The 26,905-nt window shown below is 60.5% G+C and carries 25 protein-coding genes and 3 pseudogenes; 12 read left to right on the top strand and 16 right to left on the bottom strand.

Going from position 1 to position 26,905, the window contains the following annotated elements; translation table 11 throughout:
• Window positions 1-2 precede the first annotated feature (2 nt).
• A complete protein-coding gene (locus tag ATY80_RS23135; protein ID WP_088694642.1) occupies window positions 3-485 on the bottom strand; it encodes a hypothetical protein in 483 nt (160 codons plus the stop codon).
• Complete coding sequence (locus ATY80_RS23140; RefSeq protein ID WP_088694643.1) at window positions 482-1,111, bottom strand: DNA-3-methyladenine glycosylase I; 630 nt, start codon at window positions 1,109-1,111, stop codon at window positions 482-484. The genes ATY80_RS23135 and ATY80_RS23140 overlap by 4 nt, the downstream gene beginning before the upstream one ends.
• 209 nt (window positions 1,112-1,320) lie before the next feature.
• On the opposite strand from ATY80_RS23140, the gene ATY80_RS23145 reads away from it, so the two are divergent.
• Together ATY80_RS23145 and ATY80_RS23150 are read left to right on the top strand one after the other, a co-directional pair.
• On the top strand, window positions 1,321-2,061 hold the full coding sequence (locus tag ATY80_RS23145; protein WP_088694644.1) for a L,D-transpeptidase: 741 nt from the start codon (window positions 1,321-1,323) through the stop codon (window positions 2,059-2,061).
• Between the two features lie 134 nt (window positions 2,062-2,195).
• A complete protein-coding gene (locus ATY80_RS23150) occupies window positions 2,196-2,876 on the top strand; it encodes a L,D-transpeptidase (RefSeq protein WP_088694645.1) in 681 nt (226 codons plus the stop codon).
• A 33-nt stretch (window positions 2,877-2,909) separates the two neighbouring features.
• On the opposite strand, the gene ATY80_RS23155 is transcribed toward ATY80_RS23150, so the two are convergent.
• From ATY80_RS23155 to ATY80_RS23170, 4 genes are read right to left on the bottom strand one after another with little or no spacing between them, the layout of a single operon-like run.
• Window positions 2,910-3,350: a hypothetical protein gene (locus tag ATY80_RS23155; RefSeq protein ID WP_088694646.1), complete on the bottom strand. Its 441-nt coding sequence runs from the start codon at window positions 3,348-3,350 to the stop codon at window positions 2,910-2,912.
• Window positions 3,351-3,388: 38 nt separating this feature from the next.
• Entirely contained in the window at window positions 3,389-4,702 is a 1,314-nt protein-coding gene (gene glcF, locus ATY80_RS23160) for a glycolate oxidase subunit GlcF (RefSeq protein ID WP_088694647.1), read from the bottom strand.
• A 4-nt stretch (window positions 4,703-4,706) separates the two neighbouring features.
• Window positions 4,707-5,912, bottom strand: coding sequence for an FAD-binding protein (locus ATY80_RS23165; protein WP_088694648.1), 1,206 nt, complete (start codon window positions 5,910-5,912; stop codon window positions 4,707-4,709).
• Window positions 5,909-7,348: an FAD-linked oxidase C-terminal domain-containing protein gene (locus tag ATY80_RS23170; protein ID WP_088694649.1), complete on the bottom strand. Its 1,440-nt coding sequence runs from the start codon at window positions 7,346-7,348 to the stop codon at window positions 5,909-5,911. Before ATY80_RS23170 ends, ATY80_RS23165 begins: the two co-directional genes overlap by 4 nt.
• A gap of 135 nt (window positions 7,349-7,483) precedes the next feature.
• Between ATY80_RS23170 and ATY80_RS23175 the strand changes: the two genes are divergently transcribed.
• On the top strand, window positions 7,484-8,380 hold the full coding sequence (locus tag ATY80_RS23175) for a LysR family transcriptional regulator (protein ID WP_088694650.1): 897 nt from the start codon (window positions 7,484-7,486) through the stop codon (window positions 8,378-8,380).
• Between the two features lie 19 nt (window positions 8,381-8,399).
• Here the strand turns inward: ATY80_RS23175 and ATY80_RS23180 are convergent.
• Window positions 8,400-8,969, bottom strand: a pseudogene (locus ATY80_RS23180) (substrate-binding domain-containing protein); the annotation flags it as partial.
• Window positions 8,970-9,010: 41 nt separating this feature from the next.
• On the opposite strand from ATY80_RS23180, the pseudogene ATY80_RS23185 reads away from it, so the two are divergent.
• A pseudogene (locus tag ATY80_RS23185) lies at window positions 9,011-10,008 on the top strand (zinc-dependent alcohol dehydrogenase family protein).
• Between the two features lie 40 nt (window positions 10,009-10,048).
• On the opposite strand, the gene ATY80_RS23190 reads toward ATY80_RS23185, so the two are convergent.
• Together ATY80_RS23190 and ATY80_RS23195 are read right to left on the bottom strand one after the other, a co-directional pair.
• Window positions 10,049-11,206 (bottom strand): adenosylhomocysteinase, encoded by a 1,158-nt coding sequence (locus ATY80_RS23190; protein ID WP_088694651.1) that lies wholly within the window; start codon window positions 11,204-11,206, stop codon window positions 10,049-10,051.
• Window positions 11,207-11,299: 93 nt separating this feature from the next.
• On the bottom strand, window positions 11,300-12,181 hold the full coding sequence (locus ATY80_RS23195) for a LysR substrate-binding domain-containing protein (protein WP_189637244.1): 882 nt from the start codon (window positions 12,179-12,181) through the stop codon (window positions 11,300-11,302).
• A gap of 266 nt (window positions 12,182-12,447) precedes the next feature.
• Here ATY80_RS23195 and ATY80_RS23200 point away from each other — a divergent pair, with 266 nt between their 5' ends.
• The 5 genes from ATY80_RS23200 to ATY80_RS23220 all read left to right on the top strand — a co-directional run bounded on the left by ATY80_RS23200 (window position 12,448) and on the right by ATY80_RS23220 (window position 17,746).
• Complete coding sequence (locus ATY80_RS23200) at window positions 12,448-12,960, top strand: NUDIX hydrolase (protein WP_088694653.1); 513 nt, start codon at window positions 12,448-12,450, stop codon at window positions 12,958-12,960.
• Window positions 12,961-13,022: 62 nt separating this feature from the next.
• Window positions 13,023-14,522 carry an inorganic phosphate transporter gene (locus ATY80_RS23205; protein WP_088694654.1) on the top strand — a complete coding sequence of 500 codons (1,500 nt, stop codon included), beginning with the start codon at window positions 13,023-13,025 and terminating at the stop codon, window positions 14,520-14,522.
• Window positions 14,523-14,535: 13 nt separating this feature from the next.
• A complete protein-coding gene (locus ATY80_RS23210; protein ID WP_088694655.1) occupies window positions 14,536-15,273 on the top strand; it encodes a 16S rRNA (uracil(1498)-N(3))-methyltransferase in 738 nt (245 codons plus the stop codon).
• 150 nt (window positions 15,274-15,423) lie between these two features.
• Window positions 15,424-16,797 (top strand): glutamate--cysteine ligase, encoded by a 1,374-nt coding sequence (locus ATY80_RS23215; protein WP_088694656.1) that lies wholly within the window; start codon window positions 15,424-15,426, stop codon window positions 16,795-16,797.
• An 85-nt stretch (window positions 16,798-16,882) separates the two neighbouring features.
• The gene (locus ATY80_RS23220) at window positions 16,883-17,746 is read left to right on the top strand and encodes a DUF937 domain-containing protein (protein WP_088694657.1); all 864 of its coding nucleotides are present in this window, start codon (window positions 16,883-16,885) and stop codon (window positions 17,744-17,746) included.
• A gap of 88 nt (window positions 17,747-17,834) precedes the next feature.
• Here the strand turns inward: ATY80_RS23220 and ATY80_RS23225 are convergent, their stop codons facing one another.
• Entirely contained in the window at window positions 17,835-18,134 is a 300-nt protein-coding gene (locus tag ATY80_RS23225; protein WP_088694658.1) for a DUF1127 domain-containing protein, read from the bottom strand.
• Between the two features lie 201 nt (window positions 18,135-18,335).
• Between ATY80_RS23225 and ATY80_RS23230 the strand changes: the two genes are divergently transcribed.
• On the top strand, window positions 18,336-19,292 hold the full coding sequence (locus ATY80_RS23230; protein WP_088694659.1) for a LysR substrate-binding domain-containing protein: 957 nt from the start codon (window positions 18,336-18,338) through the stop codon (window positions 19,290-19,292).
• A gap of 3 nt (window positions 19,293-19,295) precedes the next feature.
• On the opposite strand, the gene ATY80_RS23235 is transcribed toward ATY80_RS23230, so the two are convergent.
• Window positions 19,296-19,928 carry a TetR family transcriptional regulator gene (locus tag ATY80_RS23235; protein WP_088694660.1) on the bottom strand — a complete coding sequence of 211 codons (633 nt, stop codon included), beginning with the start codon at window positions 19,926-19,928 and terminating at the stop codon, window positions 19,296-19,298.
• Between the two features lie 408 nt (window positions 19,929-20,336).
• On the opposite strand from ATY80_RS23235, the gene ATY80_RS23240 reads away from it, so the two are divergent.
• Window positions 20,337-21,242, top strand: coding sequence for a hydrogen peroxide-inducible genes activator (locus ATY80_RS23240; protein WP_088694661.1), 906 nt, complete (start codon window positions 20,337-20,339; stop codon window positions 21,240-21,242).
• Here the strand turns inward: ATY80_RS23240 and ATY80_RS23245 are convergent, their stop codons facing one another.
• The 5 genes and pseudogenes from ATY80_RS23245 to ATY80_RS23265 all read right to left on the bottom strand — a co-directional run.
• Window positions 21,243-22,118: a dienelactone hydrolase family protein gene (locus tag ATY80_RS23245; RefSeq protein WP_088694662.1), complete on the bottom strand. Its 876-nt coding sequence runs from the start codon at window positions 22,116-22,118 to the stop codon at window positions 21,243-21,245.
• A gap of 106 nt (window positions 22,119-22,224) precedes the next feature.
• On the bottom strand, window positions 22,225-22,647 hold the full coding sequence (locus ATY80_RS23250; protein ID WP_088694663.1) for an MAPEG family protein: 423 nt from the start codon (window positions 22,645-22,647) through the stop codon (window positions 22,225-22,227).
• 139 nt (window positions 22,648-22,786) lie between these two features.
• Complete coding sequence (locus ATY80_RS23255; RefSeq protein WP_088694664.1) at window positions 22,787-23,347, bottom strand: hypothetical protein; 561 nt, start codon at window positions 23,345-23,347, stop codon at window positions 22,787-22,789.
• Between the two features lie 2 nt (window positions 23,348-23,349).
• A complete protein-coding gene (guaB, locus tag ATY80_RS23260; RefSeq protein ID WP_088694665.1) occupies window positions 23,350-24,834 on the bottom strand; it encodes an IMP dehydrogenase in 1,485 nt (494 codons plus the stop codon).
• A 178-nt stretch (window positions 24,835-25,012) separates the two neighbouring features.
• Window positions 25,013-25,203: pseudogene (locus ATY80_RS23265) on the bottom strand (MBL fold metallo-hydrolase); the annotation flags it as partial.
• A gap of 275 nt (window positions 25,204-25,478) precedes the next feature.
• Between ATY80_RS23265 and ATY80_RS23270 the strand changes: the two are divergent.
• Window positions 25,479-26,903: an MFS transporter gene (locus ATY80_RS23270; RefSeq protein ID WP_088694666.1), complete on the top strand. Its 1,425-nt coding sequence runs from the start codon at window positions 25,479-25,481 to the stop codon at window positions 26,901-26,903.
• Window positions 26,904-26,905: the final 2 nt, after the last annotated feature.

The raw sequence follows: 26,905 nt of genomic DNA on the forward strand, positions 1-26,905 counted from the left end.
CGTCACTGCCTTGGGGGAAAGAGAGGCGACGGCGATTCCTTTTCAGCGGGAGCAACCTGTTGCGGCGCCGCCGCTGCCCGAGGCTCAACCAGAATACTGTAGGGTGCGCCCAGCCCGCGGCGCGGCGATACTTTTGAATAATAAGGCCTCAGCAGCCAGGTGGTGCTGTCCTTCACGGTTATGTTGTAGCTGCTGCCATCCTCGTCGGTACCGAAGATCGCCTCCTCATCAGGCGTCGCGAGATCGAATATCGAGAGGAAGGCAAACTTGCTCTTGGTCGAGAAACTGACCTTCACATGCTGGCCCGCCTTGACGGGAAGCGTGTAGACGCGCCCGTTTCCGAACTTCGTCCAACCCTTGAGCTCCATGGTAGCGGCCGGAAACTGCAGCTTCTCGAGTCGCTCGCCGGGCTGCAGTTCCGGTGACTGGGCGAATGCCATCGACGCCACCAGGCAGAAGGCGACGGTTGCCGCGAGCGCCCTCATGGGCGCACCAATGCATCGCGCATCGCCTCTACCTCAACGCGGCAGAAGCAACCTTCGACATGATCGTTGACGAGACCCATTGCCTGCATGAAGGCATAAACTGTGGTCGGACCGACAAACGTCCAGCCGCGCTTCTTCAAATTCTTGGAAATGACGACCGATGTCGGCGTTGTCGGGTTGGCCATGACGGCGGCTCGATCAACCACCTTCGGCCGCTCGTTGTGACCGGGCTCAAAGCTCCAGAAATAGCGCGCGAGTGACCCGAACTCCTGCCGCAGTTCGATCGCATGGCGGGCGTTATTGATCGTCGAGACGATCTTGCCGCGATGGCGCACGATACCGGAATCGGCAAGGCAGCGCTCGATATCGCTATCGTCGAAGAGCGCGACCTTTTCGAAATCGAAGCCGGCAAAGGCAGCGCGGAAGTTCTCGCGCTTGCGCAAAATGGTGAGCCAGGAGAGGCCCGACTGGAACCCTTCCAGGCAGATCTTCTCGAAAAGGCGGATGTCATCCGTTACCGGACGTCCCCATTCCTCATCATGATACTTGAGATAATCCGGGAGGTTGGCGTGCCAGTGGCAGCGGCTCTTGCCATCCTCACCGATAATGATGCCCGTATCGCTCATGATCCTACTTCGCTTTCGTGCTGCGAATCCGGCTTTACCATTTGCAAACTCTGTTTCCAAACCGAACGATAACCCTGACGAAAAGTTTATCCGGTGCTTCAGGTTTGAATGAATTCAAATTTACCATTCGCTGGCGGGAAAGATGGCAGCGTGAAAGCAGACGGCCGGTGCCGTCCGCGCATTTCGGCCATTTGTAGAGAGTCCGTCCGATGATGAAATCCCTTCTGCTCGCCGCAGCGATGCTCGGCGCCTTTTCCACGGCCGCGCTCGGCGACGATCGTTATGCGACGCGCCCACCGGTTGTTCTGAGCCCCGATCTCGCGGAGCCCTGGATCATGCAGTTCGGCGGCAAGGTTCGCCCCGTCGTCTACAAGCAACCGGTATTTCCGCAACGCGGTCTGTTCACGTCCGGCGCCTTCGGCCGCGCTCCCGCCGCCGCGGCGCAACCGACGTCCGCCATCAATCCCGGCGTTCCTGTCGTCCGCCGCCAGCTGGACCCACAGTATCTGCCGCAGATCGTCAACTACGACACCACGGAGCAGCCCGGCACGATCGTCATCGATACCAACAGCCGCTTCCTTTATCTGGTTATGGACGGCGGTAAGGCACGACGTTACGGCGTCGGCGTAGGCAAGCCGGGCTTCGAATGGGCCGGCGCGCACAAGATCACCCGCAAGTCCGAATGGCCAGACTGGACGCCGCCGGCGGAAATGATCGGCCGCGAAGCCGCCAAGGGCCATTACCTCCCGGCGCGCATGGACGGCGGGCCAGAGAACCCGCTTGGCGCACGTGCCATGTATCTTGGCTCGACCCTCTATCGCATCCACGGCACCAACGCCCCCTGGACGATCGGCAACGCGGTCTCCTCCGGCTGCATTCGGTTGCGCAACGAAGACGTCGTTGACCTTTACGAACGCGTAAAGATTGGAACTCGCGTCATCGTCATGTAAAGGCTCATCAATACGGCATGCCGCCAAGAACAGTTGCAATTTAACATCGCACCTGCTTCATTCCGCGCCCGACATCTTGAACTGGATCGAAGTTCGGATAGCTTCGCTCCAGTTTTGCTTTGAGGGAATCAACCATGCTGAAATTCGCGACGGCCCTTGCGGCCGCCGGCCTTCTGGTCTCTTCCATGTCCGCATCGGTGTCGGCGCAGCCGATTACGCCTGCTCATGATGGCGCGCCTGTCGTCCGGGTCGCCGTGCCGCCGAAATCGGTCAAGCCACAGTTCAAGCGCCAGCGCGTGCACCTCGTCACCAACGAAGCGCCCGGAACGATCATCATCGATACGAACCACAAGTTCCTGTACCTCGTCGAAACGGAGAACCGCGCGACGCGCTATGGCATCGGCGTGGGCCGCGAGGGCTTCGGCTGGTCGGGCGTCGTCAAGATCGGCCGCAAGGCAGAGTGGCCAGGCTGGACGCCACCGCCTGAAATGCGCGTTCGCGAGGCGGCAAAGGGTCACATCCTCCCGACCTTCCAAGAAGGCGGCGAAGACAATCCGCTCGGCGCCCGCGCCATGTATCTCTACAAGGGCGGCAACGATACTTCCTTCCGTATCCACGGCACCAATCAGCCGTGGTCGATCGGCCTCAACATGTCGTCCGGTTGCATCCGGATGATGAACAAGGATGTGATCGATCTTTATGATCGCGCGCCCGTCGGCACAAAGGTCATCGTCGTTGGTCCCGGCAACAAGCAGGGCGAAGTCAGCTTCGACGATCGCGGCATCGACGTGCTGCGGACGCTGTTCGGCGGCTGAGACAAGCAATCAGGCGGCCGGGCAACCGGTCGCCTATTTCGATCCGCAGGTGACCTTGCCGGTGGCGGTGAGCGGTTTTGCGCCACCGTCGAGAGCGAATTCATAGGTCCCTGAGAACGTGTTCATCGATTTTCCGCGCTGACCAGCCATCACGATCAGGCTGATCCCCTGGCCATTCGCATCGTCACCACCCTCATAGAAGATCTCCAGCCGCAGTTCACCGTCATGCGACCAGTGATGCGTCAGGTTTTCTGAACTGACGGCAATCTTCTTGAGTGCCTGCGGAACGTCATCGTTCTTCGCCACCAGAGCGCCGCGAAGATGATTGAGCTTGTGGCCGCCGCCAGCCTCGAAGCCGCTTTCGACCGTAAAGCGCACGTCCTTGTCATCCGCCGAGCAGAAATAGCGAGTGTCTGCGTGGGCGGCAGTTGCCGCGCCGCAGAAAACCGTTAGCGCGACGATAGTGCGATACATGAGCGGCTCCTGAAATCGCCGGATAATCCGACGCGCCGCTAAGCTAAAGGCAAATCCTTTAATTTTTCCGGTACATCCCCGCCATAGGCCCAATCCAGCAATTGCACCGTATGAACGATCGGAAGGGCTGTCCCGGTCGCAATCTGCATGATGCAGCCGATATTGCCGGTTGCGATCACCTGCGGCTTCGTCGCTTCGATATTCTTGACCTTGCGGGTCTTGAGTACCTCGGAAATATCCGACTGCATGATGTTGTAGGTACCGGCCGAGCCGCAACAGAGGTGGCCTTCTGCGGGATCGCGGACATTGAAGCCGGCCGCCTTCAGCAGTCGCTTGGGCGCTATCGTGATCTTCTGCCCGTGCTGCATCGAGCAGGCAGAGTGATAGGCGACGATGATGCCCTTCGGCATCTGTGTCGGAAGCTCGAGCGATACGAGATATTCCGTGATGTCCTTCGCCAGGCCCGATACGCGCGCCGCCTTTTCGGCATAGGCGGGATCGAGCCGCAACATATGACCATAGTCCTTGATCGTCGTGCCACAGCCGGAGGCAGTGATGATGATTGCGTCGAGCCCACCCCTCTCGATTTCACGCGTCCACACATCGACATTGGCGCGTGCGCTCGCCAAAGCCTGCTCTTCGCGCCCCATGTGATGGACGAGTGAGCCACAGCAGCTCTCCCCCTCGGGAACGACGACTTCGACGCCAAGCCGCGTGAGCAGCCTGATGGTTGCCTCGTTGATCCCGGGGTCGAGGACCGGTTGTGCGCAGCCAGTCAAGATCGCGACGCGACCGCGCTTCTCACCAACAGGAGGGTGGCTTGCCGGCGCGGCATAGCTCGAGGCGGGAGGAATACGTCGCGGCGCCAGCGCCAGCATCGCGGCAAATGGTTTCAATGCGGGCGAACGCCTGAGAAGGCCTGCGAACGGCCGCCCCGCCGACGACAGCTTGATCGCGAGGCGAAACCGATCGGGATAGGGCAAAACAGCGGCAAGGATGGCCCGCACGAGCCCGTTCATGAAAGGACGCTTGTAGGTCTTTTCGATATGCGCCCGTGCGTGGTCGACCAAGTGCATATAGTCGACGCCGGAGGGGCAGGTCGTCACGCAGGCGAGACACGAGAGACAGCGGTCGATATGGGTAACGACTTCAGCGTCTGCCGGGCGCCCGTTTTCCAGCATGTCCTTGATCAGATAGATGCGGCCACGCGGGCTGTCGAGCTCATTGCCGAGCGTCACATAGGTCGGACAGGTCGCGGTGCAGAAGCCGCAATGGACGCATTTGCGCAGGATCTTCTCGGATTCAGCAACATTGGGGTCGGCAAGCTGGGCGGGCGTGAAATTAGTCTGCATTGCCCTATGCTCCTGCCATCTTCCCGGGATTGAAGATGCCGGCGGGATCGAATTTCAGCTTCAGACGCTGCGAGAGCAAGGCCACTGCCTCCTGCTGCGGCTGAAAGGCCGCCGTCATCGCCCGGATCTTCTCCGGGGCGCGGATCAGCGTGGCGTGGCCGCCGCCCAGCGCCTTGATGAAGCGGCGCAAGAGGTCCGCGTCGGCATCTGCCTCCATTCGCATCCAGATCAGCCCGCCCTGCCAGTCGTAGAATGCATCGACGCCGGCTTCCAGGCGAAGGGCTGCGACGAGTTGGTGGCCGACGGTTGGCGCGACAGAAACCCGCCAAACGGGCCGCATCGTGCCGTCAGCATAAGGCGCGACATCCCGGATATCTTTCCAAAGACGGGCGCTCTCACTTTGTTCCAGCCGCGTGACCGATCCTAACACTTGCATGGCCGCAACGAGCTTGGCTGCCCGAGCATCGACGGAGCCCGGCAGGCCCTCGATGCGCAGACACGTCGCCTCCCCTCCGGAAAGCGTGCTGTCGAGAAACTTCCAGGACACGGTCATCGGCAAATGCGCGGCGCCGGAGACCTCGACCGGCAATGCCATCGCCGCGGCCATGGCGTTGGCAGCTTCGGCATCGTTCAATCCCGAGACGACGACGGTCGCTTCGGTTCGCGGTCGCGGCGGCACCCGGAAGGTCACTTCGGTCAGGAACCCCAGCGTGCCGTGCGAACCGGCCATCAGCTTGACGAGGTCCAACCCGGTCACGTTTTTCATGACGCGACCGCCAGCCTTGATCACCTCACCCTTGCCATTGATGAAGCTGACGCCAAGCAAACTGTCGCGCGCGGCTCCCGCCACGAAACGACGCGGGCCCGAGACGTTTGCAGCAAAGACGCCGCCGATCGTCGGCTCGCCTGACGTTCCCATAATCAGCCGATGGTCCATCGGCTCGAAGGCCATCATCTGACCGTTCTCGGCCAGTGCGGCTTCGATCTCGGACATTGGTGTTCCCGAGCGTGCGGTCAAGACCATCTCGCCCGGATTATAGGCCGCGATGCCGCTCAGATTGGACGACCGTAGGCGGCTTTCCGCCACCACGGTATTTCCGAAACCAGAGCGCGTGTTGCCGCCGCAGAGTGCGAGCGGCTTGCCTGCCTGCGCATGGCTGCGGACGACTGCCGCAGCTTCTTCGTCCGTCATAGGCGATAGGTCGATCATGCGGCTGGACGTCCCTCGAGCGGGAAGACCTTGGACGGATTCAGGAGCCAGTCGGGATCGAACGCAGCGCGTGCGGCCATCTGCTGTGCCAAGTCCGCTTCGGAATACTGATGGCGCATCAGGTCTCGCTTTTCGATGCCGACGCCGTGTTCGCCCGTCAGACAGCCACCGGCATCGACGCAGAGCTTCAGGATCTCCATGCCCGCTGCCTCGGCGCGCGCGGCATCTTCCGGATCATTGGCATTGAAAAGGATCAGAGGATGCATGTTGCCATCGCCGGCATGGAACACATTGGCGACGCGAAGCCCATGGCGATCGATGATTTCAGAGGTTTTCTTCAGCACGTGGGAAAGCTGGCTGAGCGGCACGGTGCCGTCCATGCAGATATAGTCGGCAATGCGCCCGGTGGCGCCGAAGGCCGACTTCCGGCCTTTCCAGATCAGCGCAGCCTCGGTTGCCGACTGGCATTCGCGGACGGTTTTCACGCCATGCCTGCGCGCGATTTCGACGATGCTCTTCAGCATGTCGTCCATTTCCGCTTCCGATCCCTCGACCTCCACGATCAACAGCGCACCGACATCCAAGGGATAGCCGGCCTTGGCAAAGGCTTCGCAGATTTCGATCGCAGGCTTGTCCATGAATTCGATGGCAACGGGAATGATACCCGCAGCGATAATATCGGCGACGCAGAACCCTGCCTCCTCGGAGGTATCGAAGCCGAACAGGACCGGCCGCGCGCCCTCTGGCTTGGCGATCAGCCGGACGGTCGCTTCCGTGACAATCCCAAGCTGGCCTTCGTGTCCGCAAACCAACCCAAGCAGGTCATAGCCTCCGGCATCCAACGCCTTGCCCCCGAGATCTATGACGGTGCCATCCGTCAGGACCATCTTTACACCGAGCAAGTTATTGGTCGTCACGCCATACTTCAGACAGTGCGCGCCGCCGGAATTCATTCCGATATTGCCGCCGATCGTGCAGGCCAGCTGCGAGCTCGGATCGGGCGCATAGAAGAAGCCGTCCGCGGCGACGGATTCCGAGATATTCAGATTGGTCACGCCCGCTTCGACGACCGCCACGCGGTTGGGCAGATCGATGTCGAGAATGCGGTTCATCTTGGAAACGCAGACGACGACCGCATCCTCCTGCGGAATCGCGCCGCCCGAGAGTGACGTTCCGGCGCCGCGCGGCACCACCGGGACCCCATAGCGATGACAGTATTTCATGACAGCGGCCACTTCCGCGGTCGTTCGCGGCAGGGCAACCGCCAGCGGCATCCGGCGATAGGAAACGAAGGCATCGGTCTCGAACGGCATCAGTTCGCGCGCCTCATGCACCAGGCATTCCGGCGGCAGCAGGTCGACAAGATCGGCGACGATCTGCCGGCGGCGGGCAAGTACGTCGGCACGCGGGGCGAGAAACGAAATGGTGTCGGACATAGCTCTCTCCCTTCGCCGGCGGCAGCGAAAAACCGGACGCATCCTCCGCGGTGCCGGCTCAATCGGGCTTAGCACTTTCCCCATTATGGCGCAAATGCTAAGCACTTATTCCAAAAGGACAAACAATCAAAGCGCATGACCAATCTGGGTGACCTCGAAATTTTCGCAAAAGTCGTTTCGACAGGGAGCATGTCGCTTGCCGGTAGGGCGCTCGGCTTTTCGCCGGCCGTGGTCTCCAAACGCATCAAGCGGCTAGAAGATCGGCTGGGCACGCGACTCCTGCAACGCACGACGCGGCAGATCTCGCTGACAGAGGCGGGCCAGGGCTTCTACGATCGCGTGCTCGGCATTCTCGCCGGTATCGAGGAGGCGGAATACTACATTTCCGGGCGCTCCGCACAGATGCAGGGAACTCTGAAAGTGACGGCGCCGACCTCGTTCGGACGCACGCATGTCGCCCCTCATCTGAAGTCCTTCATGGACATGCATTCGGGGCTTGCGATCAATCTGGTGCTCAGCGACGAATTCACTGACATCGTGGGCGAAGGCTTCGACCTTGCCGTCCGGATTGCGGAACTGACCGACTCGAGTCTTGTCGCGCGGCGACTTGCACCGGTCAGACGCCTGCTTTGCGCCTCCCCGGATTATCTCGCCGCCAACGGTACGCCGCAGACGATCGAAGATCTTAAGCAACATCGCTGCCTGCCCGCGCACAACAACGATGCCTGGCGGCTGGAAGGACCCGAGGGCCCGCTTTCTCTGCGGCCGGAAGGGATGCTCGTCACCAATTCCAGCGAAGTGGTGCGGGAGGCTGTCATATCCGGGCTCGGGATCGCGCTGCGCTCCACCTGGGACATCAGCGGCGAGTTGAAGGATGGCCGATTGATTCACATCCTTCCCGCCTACGAGGGATCGCGCAACGTGACGCTTTCTGCGGTCTATCCGAGCCGCCAATTCCTGCCGGCCAAGGTGCGGCTGTTCATCGACTATCTCGCCGAAGTCTACGGCCCGGTCCCCTATTGGGAACGCTAGGGGCTTTCACCAGCCAGTTCGCCAGCCTCTCGATGACGAGATCAAGCAGTGCCCGCAAGCGCGCCTGCCGTTTCATGTCCCGGTGATAGCCGATCCACGTGTCGCGCCCGGGCGGCGCTTCACCGAGATCGACAGGCTCGATGTCAGCGATCAAATCGCCAATGGGGCGCGGCAGAACGGCAAGGCCGGCCCCATTCCTGCATAGCGCCGCCTGCACATCTCGGTTGTTGCTGCGCATGGCAAGGCCTTCGGCAAAAGACGCGTCACCCGCGCCACGTCGGGCACGCCGCCAAAGGCCTCGTCCATCGTGACCAGACGGGCACCCGCGCCATCCCCTGCCCTCGGGTGCTCGGCGCCGCGGCGGATATAAAGCCGGTAGTCGTATGCAGCAGCTTGCGCGATATCACGTCCGGCTCGGTGAAGGGCGCGATCCGCACAACGACATCAGCCTCCCGGCGGGAGAGGTTGAGCAGGCGGCTATCGGTCAGCAATTCGACGACGATCTTCGGATGACGCAGCGAGAATTCCGCAAGCACCGGCGCAAGCCATGTGCTCCGAACCACTCCGAAGAAGACAAGCGCAGGAAGCCGCCGCGCATTCTCCGCGCGACAGAGACGAAAGGAGAGTTGCATGTCCCAGTTCACAACGATGAAGGCGCTCCTGATTGACGCGCCGAAGGCCGATTTCCGTCTCGCCGAGGTCGCCAAGCCGACGCCGCGAGAGGGTGAGATTTCGGTCCGCATCAAGGCAAGCGGCGTCAATCCGCTGGACACCAAGATCCGCGCCGGCAATGCCGCCCATGCGGGGCATCCGTTTCCGGCCGTTCTTGGCATTGATCTGGCTGGCGTCGTCGAGCAGGTCGGCCCCGGCGTCACCGAGTTCCACCGCGGCGACGAAGTCTATGGCATGACCGGTGGCGTCGGCGGCATCCAGGGCTCGCTGGCTGAATTCGCCGCGGTCGACGCCAGGCTGATTGCGCCGAAGCCCCAAAATCTCTCGATGCGGGAAGCAGCAGCCCTGCCGCTGATCGCAATCACCGCCTGGGAAGGGCTGGTCGATCGCGCCAATGTCCGCAAGGGCCAGCAGGTTCTCGTCCTCGGCGTCGGCGGCGGCGTTGGGCACATTACGGTACAGATCGCGAAAGCCGCAGGCGCTGATGTGTTTGCGGTCGACGGCGCCGCCAGGGCGGATTACCTCGCAAGCCTCGGAGCAACGCCGATCGACTACAGAGTAGAGACTGTGACGGATTATGTCGGCGGTCACACCGGCGGCAAAGGCTTCGACATCGTCTACGATACCGTCGGCGGTCCCGGCCTCGATGGGGCCTTCCAGGCGGTCGGACGATTCGGTCACGTCGTCAGCGCGCTCGGATGGGGAACGCATGCGCTTGCCCCGCTGTCGTTCAAGGCGGCGAGCTATTCGGGCGTCTTTACGCTGCTGCCGCTTCTGACCGGCGAAGGGCGCAGCCACCATGGCGAGATCCTGAGGGAGGTCGGCAAACTCGTCGAGGCCGAAAGGTGATGCCGAGGCTGGACGCGCGCCGCTTCGGACTTTCGGATGTCGCCGAAGCCCATGCGTTGATCGAAAGCCGCCAGGCAAACGGCAAGCTGGTGGTGGAGATTGCCTGAAATTTGGAGGTGCGCGGCGGATTCTCGCCGTGCCCGTCACTTATCGCGCCAGATCGAGATAGGCGCTTGCCACCCTGGCATCGATATCTGCAGGCACCGGGACGATACAGCTCTCGGCGCCGACATCGCGCCTGGCGACACGCTCAAGGCAGCGCGCCTGCAGCGTGAAACCAAGATCCATCGATTCGACGGAATTGCCGAGCGGCCGGGGGCCGGCGAGGTTTGCCATATGCCCGCCGCCGAGAATATGGAAAGAGCGACCGTCGCGGAGGTGCAAGGTCTCGATATGATCCGCCTCGTAGCGATCGATCCGCACGACATCTGGATGCTGCCGGAATGCCGCAACATCGATCTCATGCGGGAAATGTCCGCCATTCATTAAGATCGCACCGTCCTTGATCAGCGGAAGGTCGGCGGCGGTGACGATCGCGGGAGAGCCCGTGACCGTGACAAGCACATCGGCTGTGGCAATCGCCTCGTTGCGCAGCGGCGTGGAGAAGCCGTCGAGGTGCGCCTCCAGCGCTGTCACCGGATCGATATCAACGACGCTGACGGTTGAAAACGCATTGCGGAAGCAGGCCGCTGTCCCCTTCCCGCAGGCGCCGTAGCCGAAAACCGTGACACGCTTACCGTTGGTCGAGCGGTTGGTGAAGCGCATGTAGCTTTCGAAAAGGCTCTGGCCGACGGCATGTCTGTTTTCGGCGAACTGCTTGATCGGGCTGTCATTGATGACCAGGATCGGCATGTTCAATTTTGCCCGCATCGGCAGCAGGCGTGTGCGGCCTGATGTCGTTTCCTCGGTGCCGCCGAGAAGGCCGACGTAAAAAGCCCCAGCCGCGATCGCAAAGAGGTCGCCGCCATTGTCGAGCAGCAGATCCGGCTTTTCAGCGACGACCGCCTCCAAGCTCTTATGATGCGCGACGGGGTCCGTCGTCTGGGTCGCGAACACGGTGATCCCCTGCGAGCGGAGAAACTCCACGGTCGAAGGCTGCGTGCTGTTCACGTTTCCGGTGCAGACGAGCCGTGCGCCGCCGGCCTTGAGTGTCATCAGCAGCGCCACGGTCTTCGGCTCCAGATGGATGCCGGTGCCGATGGTCAGACCGGCGAACGGTTGCGTCTTCTCGAACTCCGCCGCCGTTGCCTTGAGCAATCGGCAGTTGTTGCCGATCCATTCGATGCGCGTTGCGTCTCTTTGCATGTCCGATGTCCTTCCGCTGTCAATGCAGTGTTAGACCCGGGCACGCTTTTCGACCATGGAGATAATTCTTCGCAATAGGGCAGAAAATCTGCCCTATTGCTTCGACACGTCGGAGCGACGCAGCCAGTCCCGGAGAGCGGTGAACGCCGGCCTCTTGGCATCGGCATCGCCGCAAGACAGGCTATAGCCCGCGGGTCGGCGAACGAAGCCATAGGGTGCCGCAAGCACATTGCGCTGCAAATCATCCTCGATGGCGGCGCGCGGCGCGAGCACGACTCCCACGCCCGATCGCGCCGCTCCGAGTGCGAGCAGCAAATCTTCAAACTCCTGCTTGCGCCGGAAGATGACGGCCTGGGTACCGCTTTCGGCAAACCACTCCTGCCAGAGGGTTGGCGCGCTGCGGCTAACAAGAGCGGTGCTCTCCACCATTCTCGCGGGATTGTCGGCGATCCTTGCCGCAAGATCCGGCGTGGCAACGGGTCCGAACTCATCCTCCATGAATTTGACCGCGGTCACTCCTGCGGCCGGCCGGTATTCACCGCCCATAATGACCGCATCGAGCTCCGGATGCAGCGACAAGGGTTCGACAATCGACATCGGCACGATATCGACATCCACGCCATCAAGCGCTGACTGCATATTTGCAAGTCGCGGCATAAGCCACCATATAGCAAAGGCCGATGGCACGCCGAGGCGGACGCGGCGCTGCTCACGTCCAACAAAGTCTGCCGCGGCGCGCTCGAGCAGAACAAGGGCTGCATTGGAGGCTTCCGCAAACTCGGTTGCCTTCGCGGTTGCAGCCAATTTTCTGCCATCGCGCTCGAACAGTTTCTCGCCGAAATAGTTTTCAAGGATCGAGATCTGCTGACGCACGGCGCCGCGCACGACACCGAGTTCTGCGGCAGCGCCTAGAATGCTGCCATGCCGGTAAACGGCTTCGAAGGCACGGATCGCTTTTAGGGGAGGAAGACGCATGGTTACCACACTGCGGACATAACAGTGCACTACATTATGCACTCGTTGATTGAAATACAGGACAGGCGCATATTGAACGCCTGTGCATTGGCGGAATCAGGATAGTATCTGGCGGATTTTTTGTTACCCGGCGAAACAAAAAGTTCCTATTGATGGCAATCAAATCCGTGCAAAACGCATGAAGTGCTTATGGATCGCGAAAGCTTTCCAGCGGATACTAATATAGACGACTCACTCCAATAAAAAATGCAAAGGTGACCCGACCGTTGACTCTTCTTGCCCGCCTCGCTTCAGACGTTCAGCTCATGTTTCGGCGCCCCCCGCGTCAACAATATGCTGCGCTCTGCTACCGGGTCAAAAAGAAGACCAACGATGTTGAAGTACTTTTGCTAACCAGCCGCGATACCGGCCGCTGGGTTATCCCCAAAGGATGGCCGATGGACGGACGCTGCTCCTATGAGGTCGCAGCCCGCGAGGCATTCGAGGAAGCCGGCGTTCGTGGGACCATCGAGCACCAAACGCTTGGCGCCTACTGCTATCCCAAGATGCTGAAGAACGGCTTGAAGGTCACCTGCAAGGTTCAAGTCTATGCGCTTGAGGTCTCGGAGATGTCCAAGAACTTCAAGGAAAAGGGCGAACGCAAGACGGAGTGGGTCTCCTGCAACGAGGCAGTGAAGCGCGTCCACGAGCCCGAACTTCGCAGTCTCTTTCTGCAGTTTAAACGCCGTATGACGGAACAGCTCGCCGCAAGGTCGCCAAGGCAAATTCCAGCGGAATGAATACTGCCATCTTGCGCTGCTAAACTTGGCGGCGCTAAAGCAGGATTCAACGAAGGAATAGAATGCCCGACCGACCAGCCGTCCTCACCAAACGAACGCTCGACAAGGACCTCGACAAGCTTATGCATGTCGAGGATGCGGCGAAATTCGTGTCACGAAAGCTGGTGGCGCCGGGTCTCGGACTGATCTTCCTCGGACTGGCCATGCTTTTTGCGGGCGTCTACGTCTTCGACCGGCCAAGTGCGGTGCTGGTGATCGCCGCCGCAGCGCTCGCTGCCTACATGGCCATGAACATCGGCGCGAACGACGTCACCAACAACGTCGGCGCGGCGGTGGGCGCCCGCGCGATAACGATGGGACAGGCGCTGGTCATCGCCGCAATCTTCGAAATTCTCGGCGCGACGGTTGCGGGCGGCGCGGTCGTCAAGACGATCTCCTCAAGCATCGTGGACGCGGTGCAGGTGCCGCCAGCGACGCTCGGTTGGATCATGATGGCGGCATTGATGGCCGCCGCCCTGTGGATCAACCTCGCAACCTGGATGAACGCGCCGGTATCGACGACGCACGCCATCGTCGGCGCGGTGATCGGCGCGGGTATCGGCGCGGTCGGTCCCGAGCCGGTGAACTGGCGGGTGATGATCGAGATCACATCGGCTTGGGTGACCTCCCCGCTGCTCGGCGGCGTGATTGCCGCCGGTCTGCTTTTCATGGTGAAGACCCTGATCATCTACCGCACCGACAAGATCGCCGCGGCGCGGCGTTGGGTGCCCATCCTGATCGCCATGATGGTTGGCGGCTTTTCGTCCTACATGATGCTGCAGCTCGAAACGCCCGGCGAATTCGCGACGCTAACCATACACCTCTTCGGGGTCGCGGCCGGCTTCATCGGATGGATCGCGGCGCGGTCGTTCGTTCTGCGGCAGGCTGTCGGGCTCGAAAACCGCAACAGTTCGCTGCGCGTCCTGTTTCAGATCCCGTTGATTGGCTCGGCAGCCCTGCTCTCCTTTGCCCATGGTGCCAATGACGTGTCCAACGCCGTCGGACCGCTTTCGGCCATCGTGCGCGCCGTTGGTGAACCCTCTGAGGGGGTGCACGGCCAGCCTCCGATATGGGTGCTGCTGATCGGCGCCTTCGGCATCTCGGTCGGCTTGCTGCTGTTCGGGCCTCGCCTAATCCGCTTGGTCGGTGAGCAAATTACCAAGCTCAACCCCATGCGGGCCTATTGCGTGGCGCTGTCCACGGCCTTCACCGTTATCGTCGCTTCATGGCTCGGCATGCCCGTCAGTACGACGCACATCGCGGTCGGCTCGGTGTTCGGCGTCGGCTTCTTCCGCGAGTGGTACACGCGACATTCGAAGCGCCGTATCGAATACATGCGCCGCAGGGCGGAAAGCTGGGCGATCGACGAACCGGAAGACCCGAACACGCATGAGGTTCGCCGCCGCTATCTCGTCCGTCGTTCGCATTTCATGACGATCATTGCTGCCTGGGTCATCACCGTGCCGGCCTCGGCAGCGCTTGCAGCCATCCTCTATTGGGTTATGTTCGCGCTCTTTGTTTGAGCAGGACTATTCAATGCGCGCCAATTTTCGGATGCAACGGCTGTTTGTGGACGCCCCGCTCGCTGCCGGAACAACGGTGGAGACGACGGCAGATCACTTCAACTATCTCGCCAACGTGCTGCGTATGGCCGAGGGCGCCGAGCTGCTCGTCTTCAACGGCCGCGACGGCGAGTGGAAGGCACGCCTCACCCTCCCAACGCGAAAACGTATTGTGCTGATTGCGGAGGAGCAGACGCGGTCGCAGCCCGCCCCTTCCGACCTGCACTATCTCTTCGCGCCGCTGAAAGTCGGGCGGTTGGATTATCTGGTGCAGAAGGCCGTCGAGATGGGGGCCGGCACACTGCGCCCCGTGATGACACAACACGTGCAGGGCAAGATCACCAATCTCGACAAGCTGAGGGCAAATGTCATCGAAGCGGCGGAGCAATGCGGGATACTGGACATCCCCGATGTTGCCGAGCCGATAAAGCTTTCCGACCTACTGGATACCTGGCCGAGCGACCGCCGCATCGTCTACTGCGACGAGGGCGACGCGGGGCAAAACCCGCTGCCGTTGCTGTCCAAAATCAGCGAGCGAAAGCTGGCCCTTCTGGTCGGACCAGAGGGCGGTTTTTCCGAGGAGGAGCGTGCGCGGCTGCGCAGCCTCGATTTCGTCACCGCAATCCCGCTCGGGCCGCGGATACTTAGAGCCGATACGGCTGCAGTTGCTGCCATGGCCGTCATTCAGGCGTCGATCGGCGACTGGAATTAACCTTAGGATCGGTGACGGCCAAAATATCCCGCTATTTTTTTGATGAGCCGTTGAAACAATTTCACTTGCAACATACGTGGGAGCGGTCCTAATCACCCTTCCAATTGCCCGGGTTTTTTCCAGGCGCTCTCCCATTGCAGGTAGACTTGAATGGCTCGCGATACCACCGACCAGACGCCACTCTCATCGGTTCAGGAGCTGACCGATTATCTTGCTGCGGGAAGCAAGCCGAAGGAGAAATTCCGCATCGGCACCGAGCATGAGAAGTTCGCCTTCTTCCGGGCCGATAACAGCCCGGTGCCGTACTTCGGCGAGGCCAGCATTTCGGCGCTGCTGAAAGGTCTGCAGCAGAAATCCGGCTGGGATCCGATCATGGACGGAGACAATATCATCGGCCTTGGCGAGCCGAAGGGAATGGGCGCCATTTCAATCGAGCCCGGCGGCCAGTTCGAATTGTCCGGGGCGCCGCTGGAAACGATCCACGAGACCTGCAAGGAATCGAACGCGCATCTTGCGACATTGCGTGAGATCGCCGAGCCCATGGGCATCCGCTTCCTCGGCATTGGCGGCAGCCCCAAATGGACGTTGGCCGAAACGCCGGTGATGCCGAAATCCCGCTACGAGATCATGACCCGCTACATGCCGAAGGTCGGATCCAAGGGTCTCGACATGATGTATCGCACCTGCACGATCCAGGTGAACCTCGATTTTTCCTCGGAAGCCGACATGCGCAAGAAGATGCGCGTTTCGATGAAGCTCCAGTCTCTGGCAACCGCCCTTTTTGCCTCCTCGCCCTTTACCGAAAGCAAGCTCAACGGCCTGCTCTCATGGCGCGGCGACATCTGGCGCGACACCGACAACAATCGCTCCGGTCTGCTGGACTTCACCTTCCGCGACGACTTCGGTTTTCATGATTATGTCGAATGGGCCCTCGACGTGCCGATGTATTTCGTCGTGCGTGACGGGCACTATCATGACTGTACCCACATCACCTTCCGGCAGTTCATGAACGGCGCGCTGAAGGGCGAAGTCGCTGAGTGGGAGCCGACGATGGGAGACTGGACGAACCATCTCTCGACGCTCTTCCCGGATGTGCGCCTGAAGCGCTTCCTCGAAATGCGTGGCGCGGACGGTGGCCCCTGGCGACGGATTTGTGGGTTACCGGCCTTCTGGGTCGGGCTTCTCTATGACGAGGCGGCGCTTGAAGATGCCGATATGCTGACCAAGGACTGGGCGTTCGACGAGGTCAACGCCTTGCGCGACGCCGTGCCGTCTCAAGGCTTGAGGGCAAAGTTTCGTGGGCATGAGCTCTATGAAACCGCACGCGAAGTGATAGCCGTTTCGAAGGCGGGTCTCAGGGCGCGTAACAAGCTCAACCGGGAAGGCCAGGACGAAACCATCTTCCTTGCGCCGCTCGACGAAGTCATGGCCAAGAAGGCGACGTTGGCCGAAGACCTGCTGGCGCTCTACCATGGCCGCTGGAACGGTTCCGTTGCGCCGGTCTTCGAAGAATATCAATACTAAATCCTTCTGCAAAAAGCGGTTTGCGCATTCCTTTTTCCGGCTATAGTGACTCAATTAAGCGTTGCGAACCGGGAAGGGGATTTCCATGCTGCCACTCTTCGACATGATGATGCAGGCCCAGAACGGCGCGGCAATGGATGCCGTATCCAAGCAGTTCAATCTTGCTCAGGAGCAGGCCGCCAAGGCGATGGCGGCGCTCGTGCCGGCCTTTTCCGCCGGCCTCAAGCGGAGCGGTAGCAACCCCTACGATTTCATGGGGCTGATGCAGGCAGTCGGCTCCGGCAACTACGCCAAATATTTCGAGGACATGAGCAAGGCTTTCACGCCGCAGGGAATATCGGACGGCAACGACATCCTTGCGCAGCTGTTCGGCTCAAAGGAAGTTTCGCGTGCTGTGGCAGCCCAGGCGGCCCAGATGACCGGAATCGGGCAGGAAATCTACAAGCAGATGCTGCCTGTCATGGCCGACACGTTGATGGGCGGGCTGTTCAAGCAGTCGATGGGGCAGATGAATGCACCGGTCAATCCATTCGTCAACACGGCGATGGGCGAAACTATTCAGAAATGGCTCGAAAGCACCGGTTTCGCGCCGAAGCAAAAGCCCACTCCTGAGCCGAGCATCTTCGACAATCCTTTCACCCAGGCGATGCAGCTGATGTTCGGTATGCAGAAGCCGGAGGTAGAGAAGACGGTCACCAACCCGTTTTTCGACAACCCTTTCGCCAAGGCTTTTCAGGAAATGATGGGTTCGCTTGGAAAGCCAGTTGAGCCGAAGCCGACCGAAACTCCGAAGGAGCAGGCAAAGGCGGAAACGGAAAGCTACATGGACATGCTGAGCAACATGTTCGACAGCGGGCTCGAGGTGCAGAAGAGCTACCAGAAAAGCATGGAAGCGATCTTCGAGACCTATATGCCGAAGGCGCCTCCCTCCTCGCCCCCGAAGGCATAAAAAAACCCGGAGACGGCTGGGAGGCCAGTCACCGGGCAAGAGGCAGGGCTATTGGCTATCACCCTGCGGGGAAAAAGTTGGGCCGCCCTTAATCCTTTCGGGACCTGAAGAGCGACTTCGGTCCGCGATTGCGCGCGGAACGCGTCAGATGTTCCGACGGATCTTCAAAGAAGGTCGACGCCAGGAAGGCCGAGGTGAGATCGGCCCTGCTAAGGCCAATATCCCTCAATTGATTGTCATCGAGATCGTGCAGCCGGTTGATCTCCATACGGTTGCGGAACACGCGCAGTACGGATGACAACGTTGCAAAGCCATTTGCGAGACGCTGGGAGAACGTCAGGGTGGTCTGGCTGCAGTCGAGTTCGAGTATCCGGTCTGTCGTGCGCATGGCTGATCCTTTCATTGGCGCGCAACAACCCACCCCTCCCGCGAGGTCGAGCGGGAAGGCATCGGGTTGAAATCCGAGCGAACAGGCAGGGTGTCTGTCCTTCACTTTGCTTGATTTGCATCCCGAAGATGCCAAACACCTATTGATCAGTCCAACGAATGTTTCTAATGATTAGCATCAGAGATTGTTATAGGTGAACTCATGTCCGCGCCTCTTGATATTGATCAGTTGCAGACCTTCATCGCGATCGTCGATTCCGGCAGCTTCACCAAGGCTGCGGATAGGGTCTACAAGACGCAGTCGGCCGTTTCCATGCAGATGCGGAGGCTGGAAGAGCGCATCGGCAAGCAGCTTTTCATCAAGGACGGGCGTGGCAACCGCCTGACCGTCGAAGGCGAGAAGCTCTTGAACTATGCGCGACGCATCATTCGCCTCAACAACGAGGCGATCGCAGCCTTCGACGACAATCGTCTCGAGGGCACGCTGCGTATCGGCACGCCCGATGACTACGCCGACCGCTATATGCCGGAGATCATCGGCCGCTTCGCCAAGACGCACCCGAACGTCGAGCTCTACATTGTCTGCGAGCCCTCGGTGGGTCTCGCGGAGCGCATGAACCGCGGCGAGCTCGACATCGCGCTGGTGACGCACAATCCGCGCGAGCGCATGTCGGACGTCGTGCGAACGGAACCGCTCTGCTGGGTCGGCTCGGCGAACCATCCGATCCGTGACGATGCGCCGGTACCACTGGCCGTCGGCCGTCGCGACTGCCAGTGGCGCCAACTCGCCTGCTCGGCGCTCGACGCGGTCGGCCGCGAACACCAGATCCTCTTCACCAGCTGGTCGTGCACGGTCGTCGCGGCCGCGGTTCTTGCCGGCATGGCCGTGTCCGTCATGCCGGAATCGGCACTGCGCACAGGAATGAAGGTGCTGAGCCAGGCGGACGGTTTCCCTGCGCTGCCCCCGGTCCAGATCGGCATCATGAAGCGGCCTGGCGTGTCGATCTCGCTGATGAACGCGATCACCGCACACATCACCGCCTGCCTCGACAACATCACGCCCGCTGTCGTCGACGACAATCTGGAGCCTGATGTGAAGAACGCCTACGGGCGGGTCCAACCCCGCCTCAAGATCGCCAACGTCCTGCCGAGCTGGTAGGCGTCACGCAGCAGCCGACGAGAGGAAAGCCGTGCGGATCACGCGCTTCCACTCGTCGAGAATGCGTCTGGCGAGCGAGTCCTCGCTGACGACCGCAAGGCGGATGGAAGCCCCAAGCAGGTGACTGAACAAATAGGTTCTGGCCTGCATGTCGGCCGCGGACAGTTCGGGTGCAACGCGGCGGATGGCATCCTGAAAGATGTCAGCAATCCGCTTGCTATGCTCGATGTTGAGCCGCAGCAGATCGTGGTCGGTTTCCGTGCCCATCCAGATGCCGAGATAGGCAGCATCGCTGCGGTAGTCGTCATAGTGCCAGTCGATGGTCGCGGCGAGCACGTCAAGTGCATGATCGACCGAGTGCACGGAGGCAAAGGCTTCTGCAATTCGCGCCTGAATTGCCGAAGCATGGCGGTCGAAAAGCGCCTTGACGATCGCGGCCTTCTCGGGAAAATACTGATAAACGGAGCCAATCGGAACCTTGGCGGCAACGGCCAATTCCGTCATCCGCATGGCGCTTACGCCCTTTTCTGCAATGATTGCTGCGGCGGCCGACAAGATGATGTCGAGCCTTTGAATACTGCGTTCCTGCTTTGGCTTCCGGCGGAGGCCAATACGATCCAAACTTCCGACCTTCATGTCGTTCCCATTTGTTCTATGTGGAGCGACGGAGGAGGTTCATGCCGGCGCCTTTTCGCCGATATGACATGCAGGTCTTCACGACTCGTAAACGAGATAGATCGGATTGTACGGATCCCGAAAAGCACAGCAAAATCGGGGTGATACACCCGGATTTGGTTGGCTTTCGACCGGGAACTTATTCGACTTGGTGCAACTGACTACTCATTTCATATCCCTTTCAATCGCCCTGCACGGAGCTGTGATTCGTGGCCTTTTCAACCGCGCTTGCGATGTGCCTGCCAGCGCCCAGTGAGCTTGCATCTCGTTCTCGCTGCAAGTGCCGGAAAGCGGCAGTCCCCTTGTGACTATTGACCTTCAATAACCTCAAGCCGTATTTGTTGAGGAATTCGATTGAAAGAAGTTATCATGCTGACACTACGACAGATGCGCTATTTCGATGCGCTGGCGACGACGCGCCATTTTGGCAGAGCCGCCGAAATGGTCCATATCAGCCAGCCGGCACTGTCGACCCAAATCATGGAGATGGAAGAGTATCTCGGCGCCAAGCTGGTCGAGCGCACACGGCAGAACACCTTTCTGACGCCGAAGGGCGAGGAGGTGCTGCACTACGTCCGCGCCATCCTGCATCAGGTCGACCTGCTCGAGCAGACAGCCCGAAAGGGCGGCGGTACGCTCGAGGGTCTGATCCGCATCGGAATTATCCCGACGGTTGCCCCCTACCTCGTTCCGCAGTTCGTTCCGCATCTGCGCAAAACCTACCCTAGTGTTGAGGTGGAGTTGCGGGAGGCCGTGACCGATCGATTGATGGCGGATCTTTTGACGGGGAAACTCGACGCCGTGATCGCGGCGTTGCCGCTGGACATCGAAGGTATCCAGACGCGGCCGCTCTTCACCGACCGCTTCTTCATGGCGGTGGCAGACAATGGAGAGGCCGTACTGACATCACCGCTGACCGAGCATGAGGTGAATGTCGATCGGCTCCTGCTGCTCGAGGAGGGACATTGTCTCCGCGATCAGGCGCTTGCCGTCTGCAGCGCCGGCAAGCGCAGCCTCGTCAACTTCGGTGCGACGTCGATGGCAACCCTGCTGCAGATGGTGTCGCACGATATGGGGATGACACTCATTCCCGAGATCGCCATTCCGACCGAGACCAGCCGCAACTCGATCCGCATACTCCCGTTTGCCGATCCGCAGCCGTCGCGCGAGATCGGTCTCGCCTGGCGGCGTAGCAATCATCGCGGCAAGGAGATGGAGGCGCTGGCAGAAGCGATCATTGCTGTCGCCCCAGCCCCGCGTGAACTGGCAGCCTGATCAGGAGAGGTTCTTCTTCAGGAATTCAATGGTCCTGCTCCAGGCAAGATCAGCGGCCTTCTTATCGTAGCGGGCCGACGACGTATCGTTGTTGAAGGCGTGATTGACGCCGTCATAGACGAAGATCTGGAAGTCCTTTCCGTTCTCCTCCAGCGCCTTTTTGTAGGCGTCGATGCCGGCATTGATGCGATCGTCGAGACCCGCATAATGCAGCATCAGGGCCGCCTTGATATTCGGCACATCGGCGGCCTGTGGCTGGGCGCCGTAATAGGCGACGCCGGCCTTTAGCTCCGGCGACTTGGTCGCGAAGTCGTTCACCAGCCCACCACCCCAGCAAAATCCGATCACACCGACCTTGCCATTGGAGTTGTCGAGCTTGGTCAGGTAGGTGAGCGTTGCCTCGGCGTTCGCTACCGTGGCGGCGCGATCCAGCGTGCTGAACATATCACGGGCCTTGTCTTCATTCTCCGGCGTGCCGCCATTCGGCGAAAGGAAATCAGGCGCCAGCGCGATGAACCCTTCAAGCGTCATGCGGCGCGCGACATCCCGGATGTGCGGGTTGAGACCGCGGTTCTCGTGAATGATAATCACGGCGCCGAGTTTTCCCGAAGCGTCCTTCGGCTCTACCAGGTAACCCTTCATCTCACCGGCTCCGCCGGGATAGGTCACGTCCTTTGCGACCAGCCGTTTGTCATCGGCGGCGATCATTTCCGCGCTCGCCTTGTTGGCGGCGAGCATCGGCGCAATAACTGCTGCTGCACCGGCGGAACCGGCCAGTTTCGTCAGCTTGTCCATGAAGCTGCGGCGGTCGAGCGTCAGATGCGTGTATTCGTCATAGGCGTTGATCATCGCCTGCGTGATTTCCGGCTTGTTCATTTGAGGCCTCCTGTTCCCTACCTGTCGGCTTTCGCCTGCCGGGGAACATAGGTCAGTGGGCAGTAACGAGGGAACAAAACTGCGTTACTTCAGGTTGATCGGCCGATCAGCCGTTGGGAAAAATCATCCAGACGGCGACCCACAGCCACATGCCACCGAGCACCACGTAGCCAGCACCAAAAAGCGGGCTTCGATATCGGAGGTTGTTGCTGGTTACATGGATGAAGGCATGCAGATAGCGCAGTGCGACGAAGATCCACGCAAGAACGACAGCCACGAGGTTGTCTGCTTCCGTGATGTAAAGAAGGACGCAGCAGGCGTAGAAAAGCACGGGAAGCTCGAACTGATTGGCCAGGCAATGCTTGACCACCAGGCCCTCCGGCGGCTCATCGCGATTTTCCCGGTAGTTCGAGCGCTGGACCTTTCCGGCCTGAACCAGCTGTCGGCGGCGGTAACCGAGAAGCATGTAGAGACTATAGACTAGGGCTACGTGGGCGATTACGGGCCAGAACATTTCGTAGCCGGTCATTCTGTCTCTTCCTTGCTGCCTTCCGTTTGATTTCCGTGCTGTAGAGGAAAAGCATCAGCGCCGCAAATGCCCGGCGCGGTTCGGAGATGGGCACCACTTTCTCAGAACTTGGGTAATGGTGCCCTCGGCCGTGGTGAGATCACTGTTCGCTGTCATCGCGATGCATCACGCGCACAAGGGCGAAACGGGCAATGACGATCAGACAAATGGCCAGACTCGCGAACTTCAGCCGTGTCATCCACGGCAATAGTTGAGCGGCCGGATCCGTCCAGGCGCTATCTCCGAAGGCAATCAGGCTGGCGACATTCTCGCCGTAGTCGGCAAGGCCATAAATGAAGGGAAGAACATAGACGAGCTTGACGAGAACGGGACTGATCGGACGCGCGAAATAGGATCCGCCTGGCCGCAACCTCATCAATACCAGCAGCAAGAGCGCCGTCAGGAGTGCTGGAAAAATCAGCTCGGGACCAACGTACATGGCCCGCAGCAAATTGTTGGCGATCTCGTTCTGGCCGAGGAGTTGCTGCATCCGGCCGACGGTCAATTGGTCGTAACCGGCGAAATAAACATCGAGGACCGCCTGCCCAGTCTCATGCTTGAAGGGGACGACAAAGCCGAATGTCGTCCACGCAAGCACGCCAAGGCAGATGGCCGCGAGCAGCGCGATAATCCAGAGTGGAATACGGCTGCCCGCTTTCATTTTCAGCCGCCGGCGCTCGGATAGTTGGGGCTCTCGCGGGTGATCGTCACATCGTGCGGATGGCTTTCGCGAAGGCCAGCGCCAGAGATGCGGACGAAGGTCGCGCGCTCCTGGAACTCCTTGATATCCTTGCCGCCGACATAACCCATGGCTGCCTTGAGACCACCGGCAAGCTGGTGGAGGACGCCGGAGACCGGGCCTTTGTAGGGAACCTGGCCTTCGATGCCCTCAGGCACGAGCTTCAGCGTGTCGCGCACTTCCGCCTGGAAGTAGCGGTCTGCAGAGCCGCGCGCCATGGCGCCGACGGAGCCCATGCCGCGATAGGCTTTGAAGGAGCGGCCCTGGTAGAGATAGACTTCGCCCGGGCTTTCATCAGTGCCAGCGAGCAGCGAACCGATCATGACAGCCGAGGCACCCGATGCGATCGCCTTAGCCACGTCACCCGAGAACTTGATGCCGCCGTCCGCGATGACGGGGATATCCTTCGCCTGCGCAGCCTCGACGGCCGACATGATGGCCGCCAACTGAGGAACGCCAACACCGGCGACGATACGCGTCGTGCAGATTGAGCCGGGACCGATACCGACCTTGACGGCGTCCGCGCCAGCATCGATCAACGCCCTCGTGCCTTCCGATGTTGCCACGTTGCCGGCCATGACGCGCACCGAGTTGGAGAGCTTCTTCACGCGTGCCACGGCATTCAGAACGCCTTGCGAATGGCCGTGCGCAGTATCGACGACGAGAAGATCGACACCAGCTTCGATCAGGCGTTCGGCGCGCTCGAAACCATCGTCGCCGACGCCGACGGCGGCAGCGGCGCGCAGGCGACCCTGCGCATCCTTGGAGGCATTCGGGTTCAGCTGCGACTTTTCAATATCCTTGACGGTGATGAGACCGACGCAACGACCTTCACCGTCGATTACGAGCAGCTTCTCGATGCGGTGCGCATGAAGCAGGCGCTTGGCTTCCTGCTGGTCGACGTTTTCCTTGACGGTGACGAGGTTCTCGCGCGTCATCAGCTCATAGATCTTCTGCTTCGGATCCGACGCGAAACGGACGTCGCGGTTGGTCAGGATACCAACGAGACGACCGGATTTTTCGACAACAGGAATACCCGAGATGCTGTAGGTCTTCATGAGACCGAGCGCATCGGCGAGCGTCGCGTCGGGGCCGATCGTCACCGGATTCACGACCATGCCGCTTTCAAACTTCTTGACCTGGCGGACTTGCTCGGCCTGCTCGGCCAGCGTCAGGTTCTTGTGGATGACGCCAAGCCCGCCGGCCTGCGCCATCGCGATAGCTAGGCGGCTTTCCGTGACGGTGTCCATGGCCGAAGAGATGATCGGGATGTTCAACTCGAAATCAGTGGCGATGCGTGTTGCAACGCTCGTCTGACCGGGCAGAACCTCGGAATGACCGGGCTGCAGAAGCACGTCATCAAAGGTGAGTGCGTCCAAACCGGTTGGCGTTTCTATGATGCGAGCCATGGCCAATTTCCTTCAATTAAGAAAAATGCAACGCCTCCCGGAACGAATCGTCCGCACCGGCGGTGTGCAAGGGTTGCTTTGGAAGTTGGCGAGGGCTGGTAACACGTCTATGACAGGAAGGGAATAGCAAAAAGCCCGACATGTCCGCCGGGCTTGGTATGGCTGCCATGCAGCGACCTCACAGGTCGAACTGATAGGTCTTCGGAACGAAGCGATAGCCGTCCCATATGTCTCGACAAAGCCAACGGCCGCGAACGGCATATGGTAACCGAGGAAGGCAATCTTGTCGGCCGCGATCATGCCGAACACCTTGCGGCGCGTTGCCGCCGCCTGCGCCTTGTCCATGTCAAACCGAACCTCCCAGTCGGGCTTCCGACGGTACCGCCATATCCAATTCTTCCAATAACGTGCGACTTCCTTGCGGCACACCCCCAAATGACCAGCCGACCGCTGCGTTTCTTGCGCCCGGCCGAAGCAAACATATGCCAATCTTGACCATTGAAATTACTGAACAAGCGGTCTCACGCAGACGTGATGCAAACGTGCCTCAGAAGCTGAAAGAAGGGTTGGCAGAGCCTTTCGCGAGGACTACAGAGCACTGGCTTTCCCGAGCCGCCTTCGCAAGACCTTCAAGGCATTCGTGTATGAATCGCATCGTTCCGCTGATCCTCGCCGTCGCTCTTTTCATGGAGCAGATGGACTCCACCGTCATATCGACCGCCCTTCCCGCCATCGCCAACGATCTCCATGTCGGGCCAATCACGCTGAAGCTGGCGCTGACTTCCTATATGGTGTCGCTCGCGGTCTTCATCCCGATCAGCGGATGGATGGCGGACCGGTTCGGCGCCAAGCGCATTTTCCGCCTTGCCATCTGCGTCTTTGTCGTCGGCTCAATCTTCTGCGCGATCTCTTCGGGCCTGATCGAATTCGTTTTCGCCCGCTTCCTGCAGGGCATGGGCGGCGCGATGATGACCCCGGTGGGTCGTCTTGTGCTTCTGAGAACGACGAAGCGAAGCGAGCTTGTCTCGGCCATGGCGCTGTTGACCATTCCGGCACTCGTCGGACCACTTGCCGGACCGCCGCTCGGTGGCTTCATCACCACCTATTTCACCTGGCACTGGATCTTCCTGATCAATGTGCCGGTCGGCATCATCGGTGTCTGGCTCGCAACGATCTTCCTGCCTGAGGTGGAGGCGACGGCGCCGCCGAGGCTGGATGTCATCGGCTTCCTGCTCACGTCGTTTGCGGCAGCTGGGGTGGTCTTCGGCCTCTCCGTCGTCAGCCTACCGGCGCTTCCGCCCATTATCGGCATCACGGCGACAGCAATCGGCCTTGTCTGCGGCTTTCTCTACGTACGCCACACAAAACGGCATCCGGCACCGATCCTCAACCTGAACCTCTTCCGAAACCCGACCTTCCGCGCATCGACAACCGGCGGCACGCTGTTTCGCATCTGCATCGGTGCCATGCCCTTCCTGACGCCGCTGATGCTGCAGCTCGGCTTCGGTCTGACGCCTTTCCAATCCGGCCTTATCACCTTTGCCGGCGCAATCGGCGCCATCACCACCAAGTTCATGGCCCGTCGCGTGTTCGCCGCGGCCGGCTTCCGAACGACCTTGCTTTCGGCAGCAGGCGTCACGACCTTGGTAACTGTCACGACCGGCTTCTTCACGCCTCAAACATCGCACCTCGTTATTATCACCGTGCTGCTGATCGGTGGTTTTTCCCGCTCGTTCTTCTTCACCGGGGTCAATGCCTTGGCGTTTGCCGATATTGACGACGCGCAGGCGAGCCAGGCAACGTCGATGAGTTCGGTGATGCAGCAGATCAGCCTGGCTCTCGGTGTTGCCGTTGCCGCCGCGATCCTGGAGACGTCGATCTATTTCCGCGGCGAGGCGCTGCAGGTGGCCGACTTCCACATCGCCTTCTACGTGATCGCGATCCTGACGGTCGTGGCGACCATCCCCATCATCCGGATGGACAAGAGCGCCGGCGCGCTCGTCTCCGGCCACCGCGCAAAACGCATCGCCCCGGCGGCGATCGAGGTAGAACAGCACGCAGTGAAGTAAGG

The sequence above is a fragment of the Rhizobium sp. R711 genome (assembly GCF_002211365.1).
Classification (GTDB): domain Bacteria; phylum Pseudomonadota; class Alphaproteobacteria; order Rhizobiales; family Rhizobiaceae; genus Rhizobium.

What these genes read in the sequence shown, in the direction of transcription:
- ATY80_RS23135 (WP_088694642.1), bottom strand. Translation starts at nt 485, where the DNA reads ATGAGGGCGCTCGCGGCAACCGTCGCCTTCTGCCTGGTGGCGTCGATG.
- ATY80_RS23195 (WP_189637244.1), bottom strand. Translation starts at nt 12,181, where the DNA reads ATGCGTCTTCCTCCCCTAAAAGCGATCCGTGCCTTCGAAGCCGTTTAC.
- ATY80_RS23165 (WP_088694648.1), bottom strand. Translation starts at nt 5,912, where the DNA reads ATGATCGACCTATCGCCTATGACGGACGAAGAAGCTGCGGCAGTCGTC.
- ATY80_RS23150 (WP_088694645.1), top strand. Translation starts at nt 2,196, where the DNA reads ATGCTGAAATTCGCGACGGCCCTTGCGGCCGCCGGCCTTCTGGTCTCT.
- ATY80_RS23230 (WP_088694659.1), top strand. Translation starts at nt 18,336, where the DNA reads ATGTCCGCGCCTCTTGATATTGATCAGTTGCAGACCTTCATCGCGATC.
- ATY80_RS23235 (WP_088694660.1), bottom strand. Translation starts at nt 19,928, where the DNA reads ATGAAGGTCGGAAGTTTGGATCGTATTGGCCTCCGCCGGAAGCCAAAG.
- ATY80_RS23245 (WP_088694662.1), bottom strand. Translation starts at nt 22,118, where the DNA reads ATGAACAAGCCGGAAATCACGCAGGCGATGATCAACGCCTATGACGAA.
- guaB (WP_088694665.1), bottom strand. Translation starts at nt 24,834, where the DNA reads ATGGCTCGCATCATAGAAACGCCAACCGGTTTGGACGCACTCACCTTT.
- ATY80_RS23225 (WP_088694658.1), bottom strand. Translation starts at nt 18,134, where the DNA reads ATGCGCACGACAGACCGGATACTCGAACTCGACTGCAGCCAGACCACC.
- ATY80_RS23250 (WP_088694663.1), bottom strand. Translation starts at nt 22,647, where the DNA reads ATGACCGGCTACGAAATGTTCTGGCCCGTAATCGCCCACGTAGCCCTA.
- ATY80_RS23145 (WP_088694644.1), top strand. Translation starts at nt 1,321, where the DNA reads ATGATGAAATCCCTTCTGCTCGCCGCAGCGATGCTCGGCGCCTTTTCC.
- ATY80_RS23140 (WP_088694643.1), bottom strand. Translation starts at nt 1,111, where the DNA reads ATGAGCGATACGGGCATCATTATCGGTGAGGATGGCAAGAGCCGCTGC.
- ATY80_RS23175 (WP_088694650.1), top strand. Translation starts at nt 7,484, where the DNA reads ATGACCAATCTGGGTGACCTCGAAATTTTCGCAAAAGTCGTTTCGACA.
- ATY80_RS23220 (WP_088694657.1), top strand. Translation starts at nt 16,883, where the DNA reads ATGCTGCCACTCTTCGACATGATGATGCAGGCCCAGAACGGCGCGGCA.
- ATY80_RS23240 (WP_088694661.1), top strand. Translation starts at nt 20,337, where the DNA reads ATGCTGACACTACGACAGATGCGCTATTTCGATGCGCTGGCGACGACG.
- ATY80_RS23210 (WP_088694655.1), top strand. Translation starts at nt 14,536, where the DNA reads ATGCGCGCCAATTTTCGGATGCAACGGCTGTTTGTGGACGCCCCGCTC.
- glcF (WP_088694647.1), bottom strand. Translation starts at nt 4,702, where the DNA reads ATGCAGACTAATTTCACGCCCGCCCAGCTTGCCGACCCCAATGTTGCT.
- ATY80_RS23215 (WP_088694656.1), top strand. Translation starts at nt 15,424, where the DNA reads ATGGCTCGCGATACCACCGACCAGACGCCACTCTCATCGGTTCAGGAG.
- ATY80_RS23205 (WP_088694654.1), top strand. Translation starts at nt 13,023, where the DNA reads ATGCCCGACCGACCAGCCGTCCTCACCAAACGAACGCTCGACAAGGAC.
- ATY80_RS23170 (WP_088694649.1), bottom strand. Translation starts at nt 7,348, where the DNA reads ATGTCCGACACCATTTCGTTTCTCGCCCCGCGTGCCGACGTACTTGCC.
- ATY80_RS23270 (WP_088694666.1), top strand. Translation starts at nt 25,479, where the DNA reads ATGAATCGCATCGTTCCGCTGATCCTCGCCGTCGCTCTTTTCATGGAG.
- ATY80_RS23155 (WP_088694646.1), bottom strand. Translation starts at nt 3,350, where the DNA reads ATGTATCGCACTATCGTCGCGCTAACGGTTTTCTGCGGCGCGGCAACT.
- ATY80_RS23255 (WP_088694664.1), bottom strand. Translation starts at nt 23,347, where the DNA reads ATGAAAGCGGGCAGCCGTATTCCACTCTGGATTATCGCGCTGCTCGCG.
- ATY80_RS23190 (WP_088694651.1), bottom strand. Translation starts at nt 11,206, where the DNA reads ATGCAAAGAGACGCAACGCGCATCGAATGGATCGGCAACAACTGCCGA.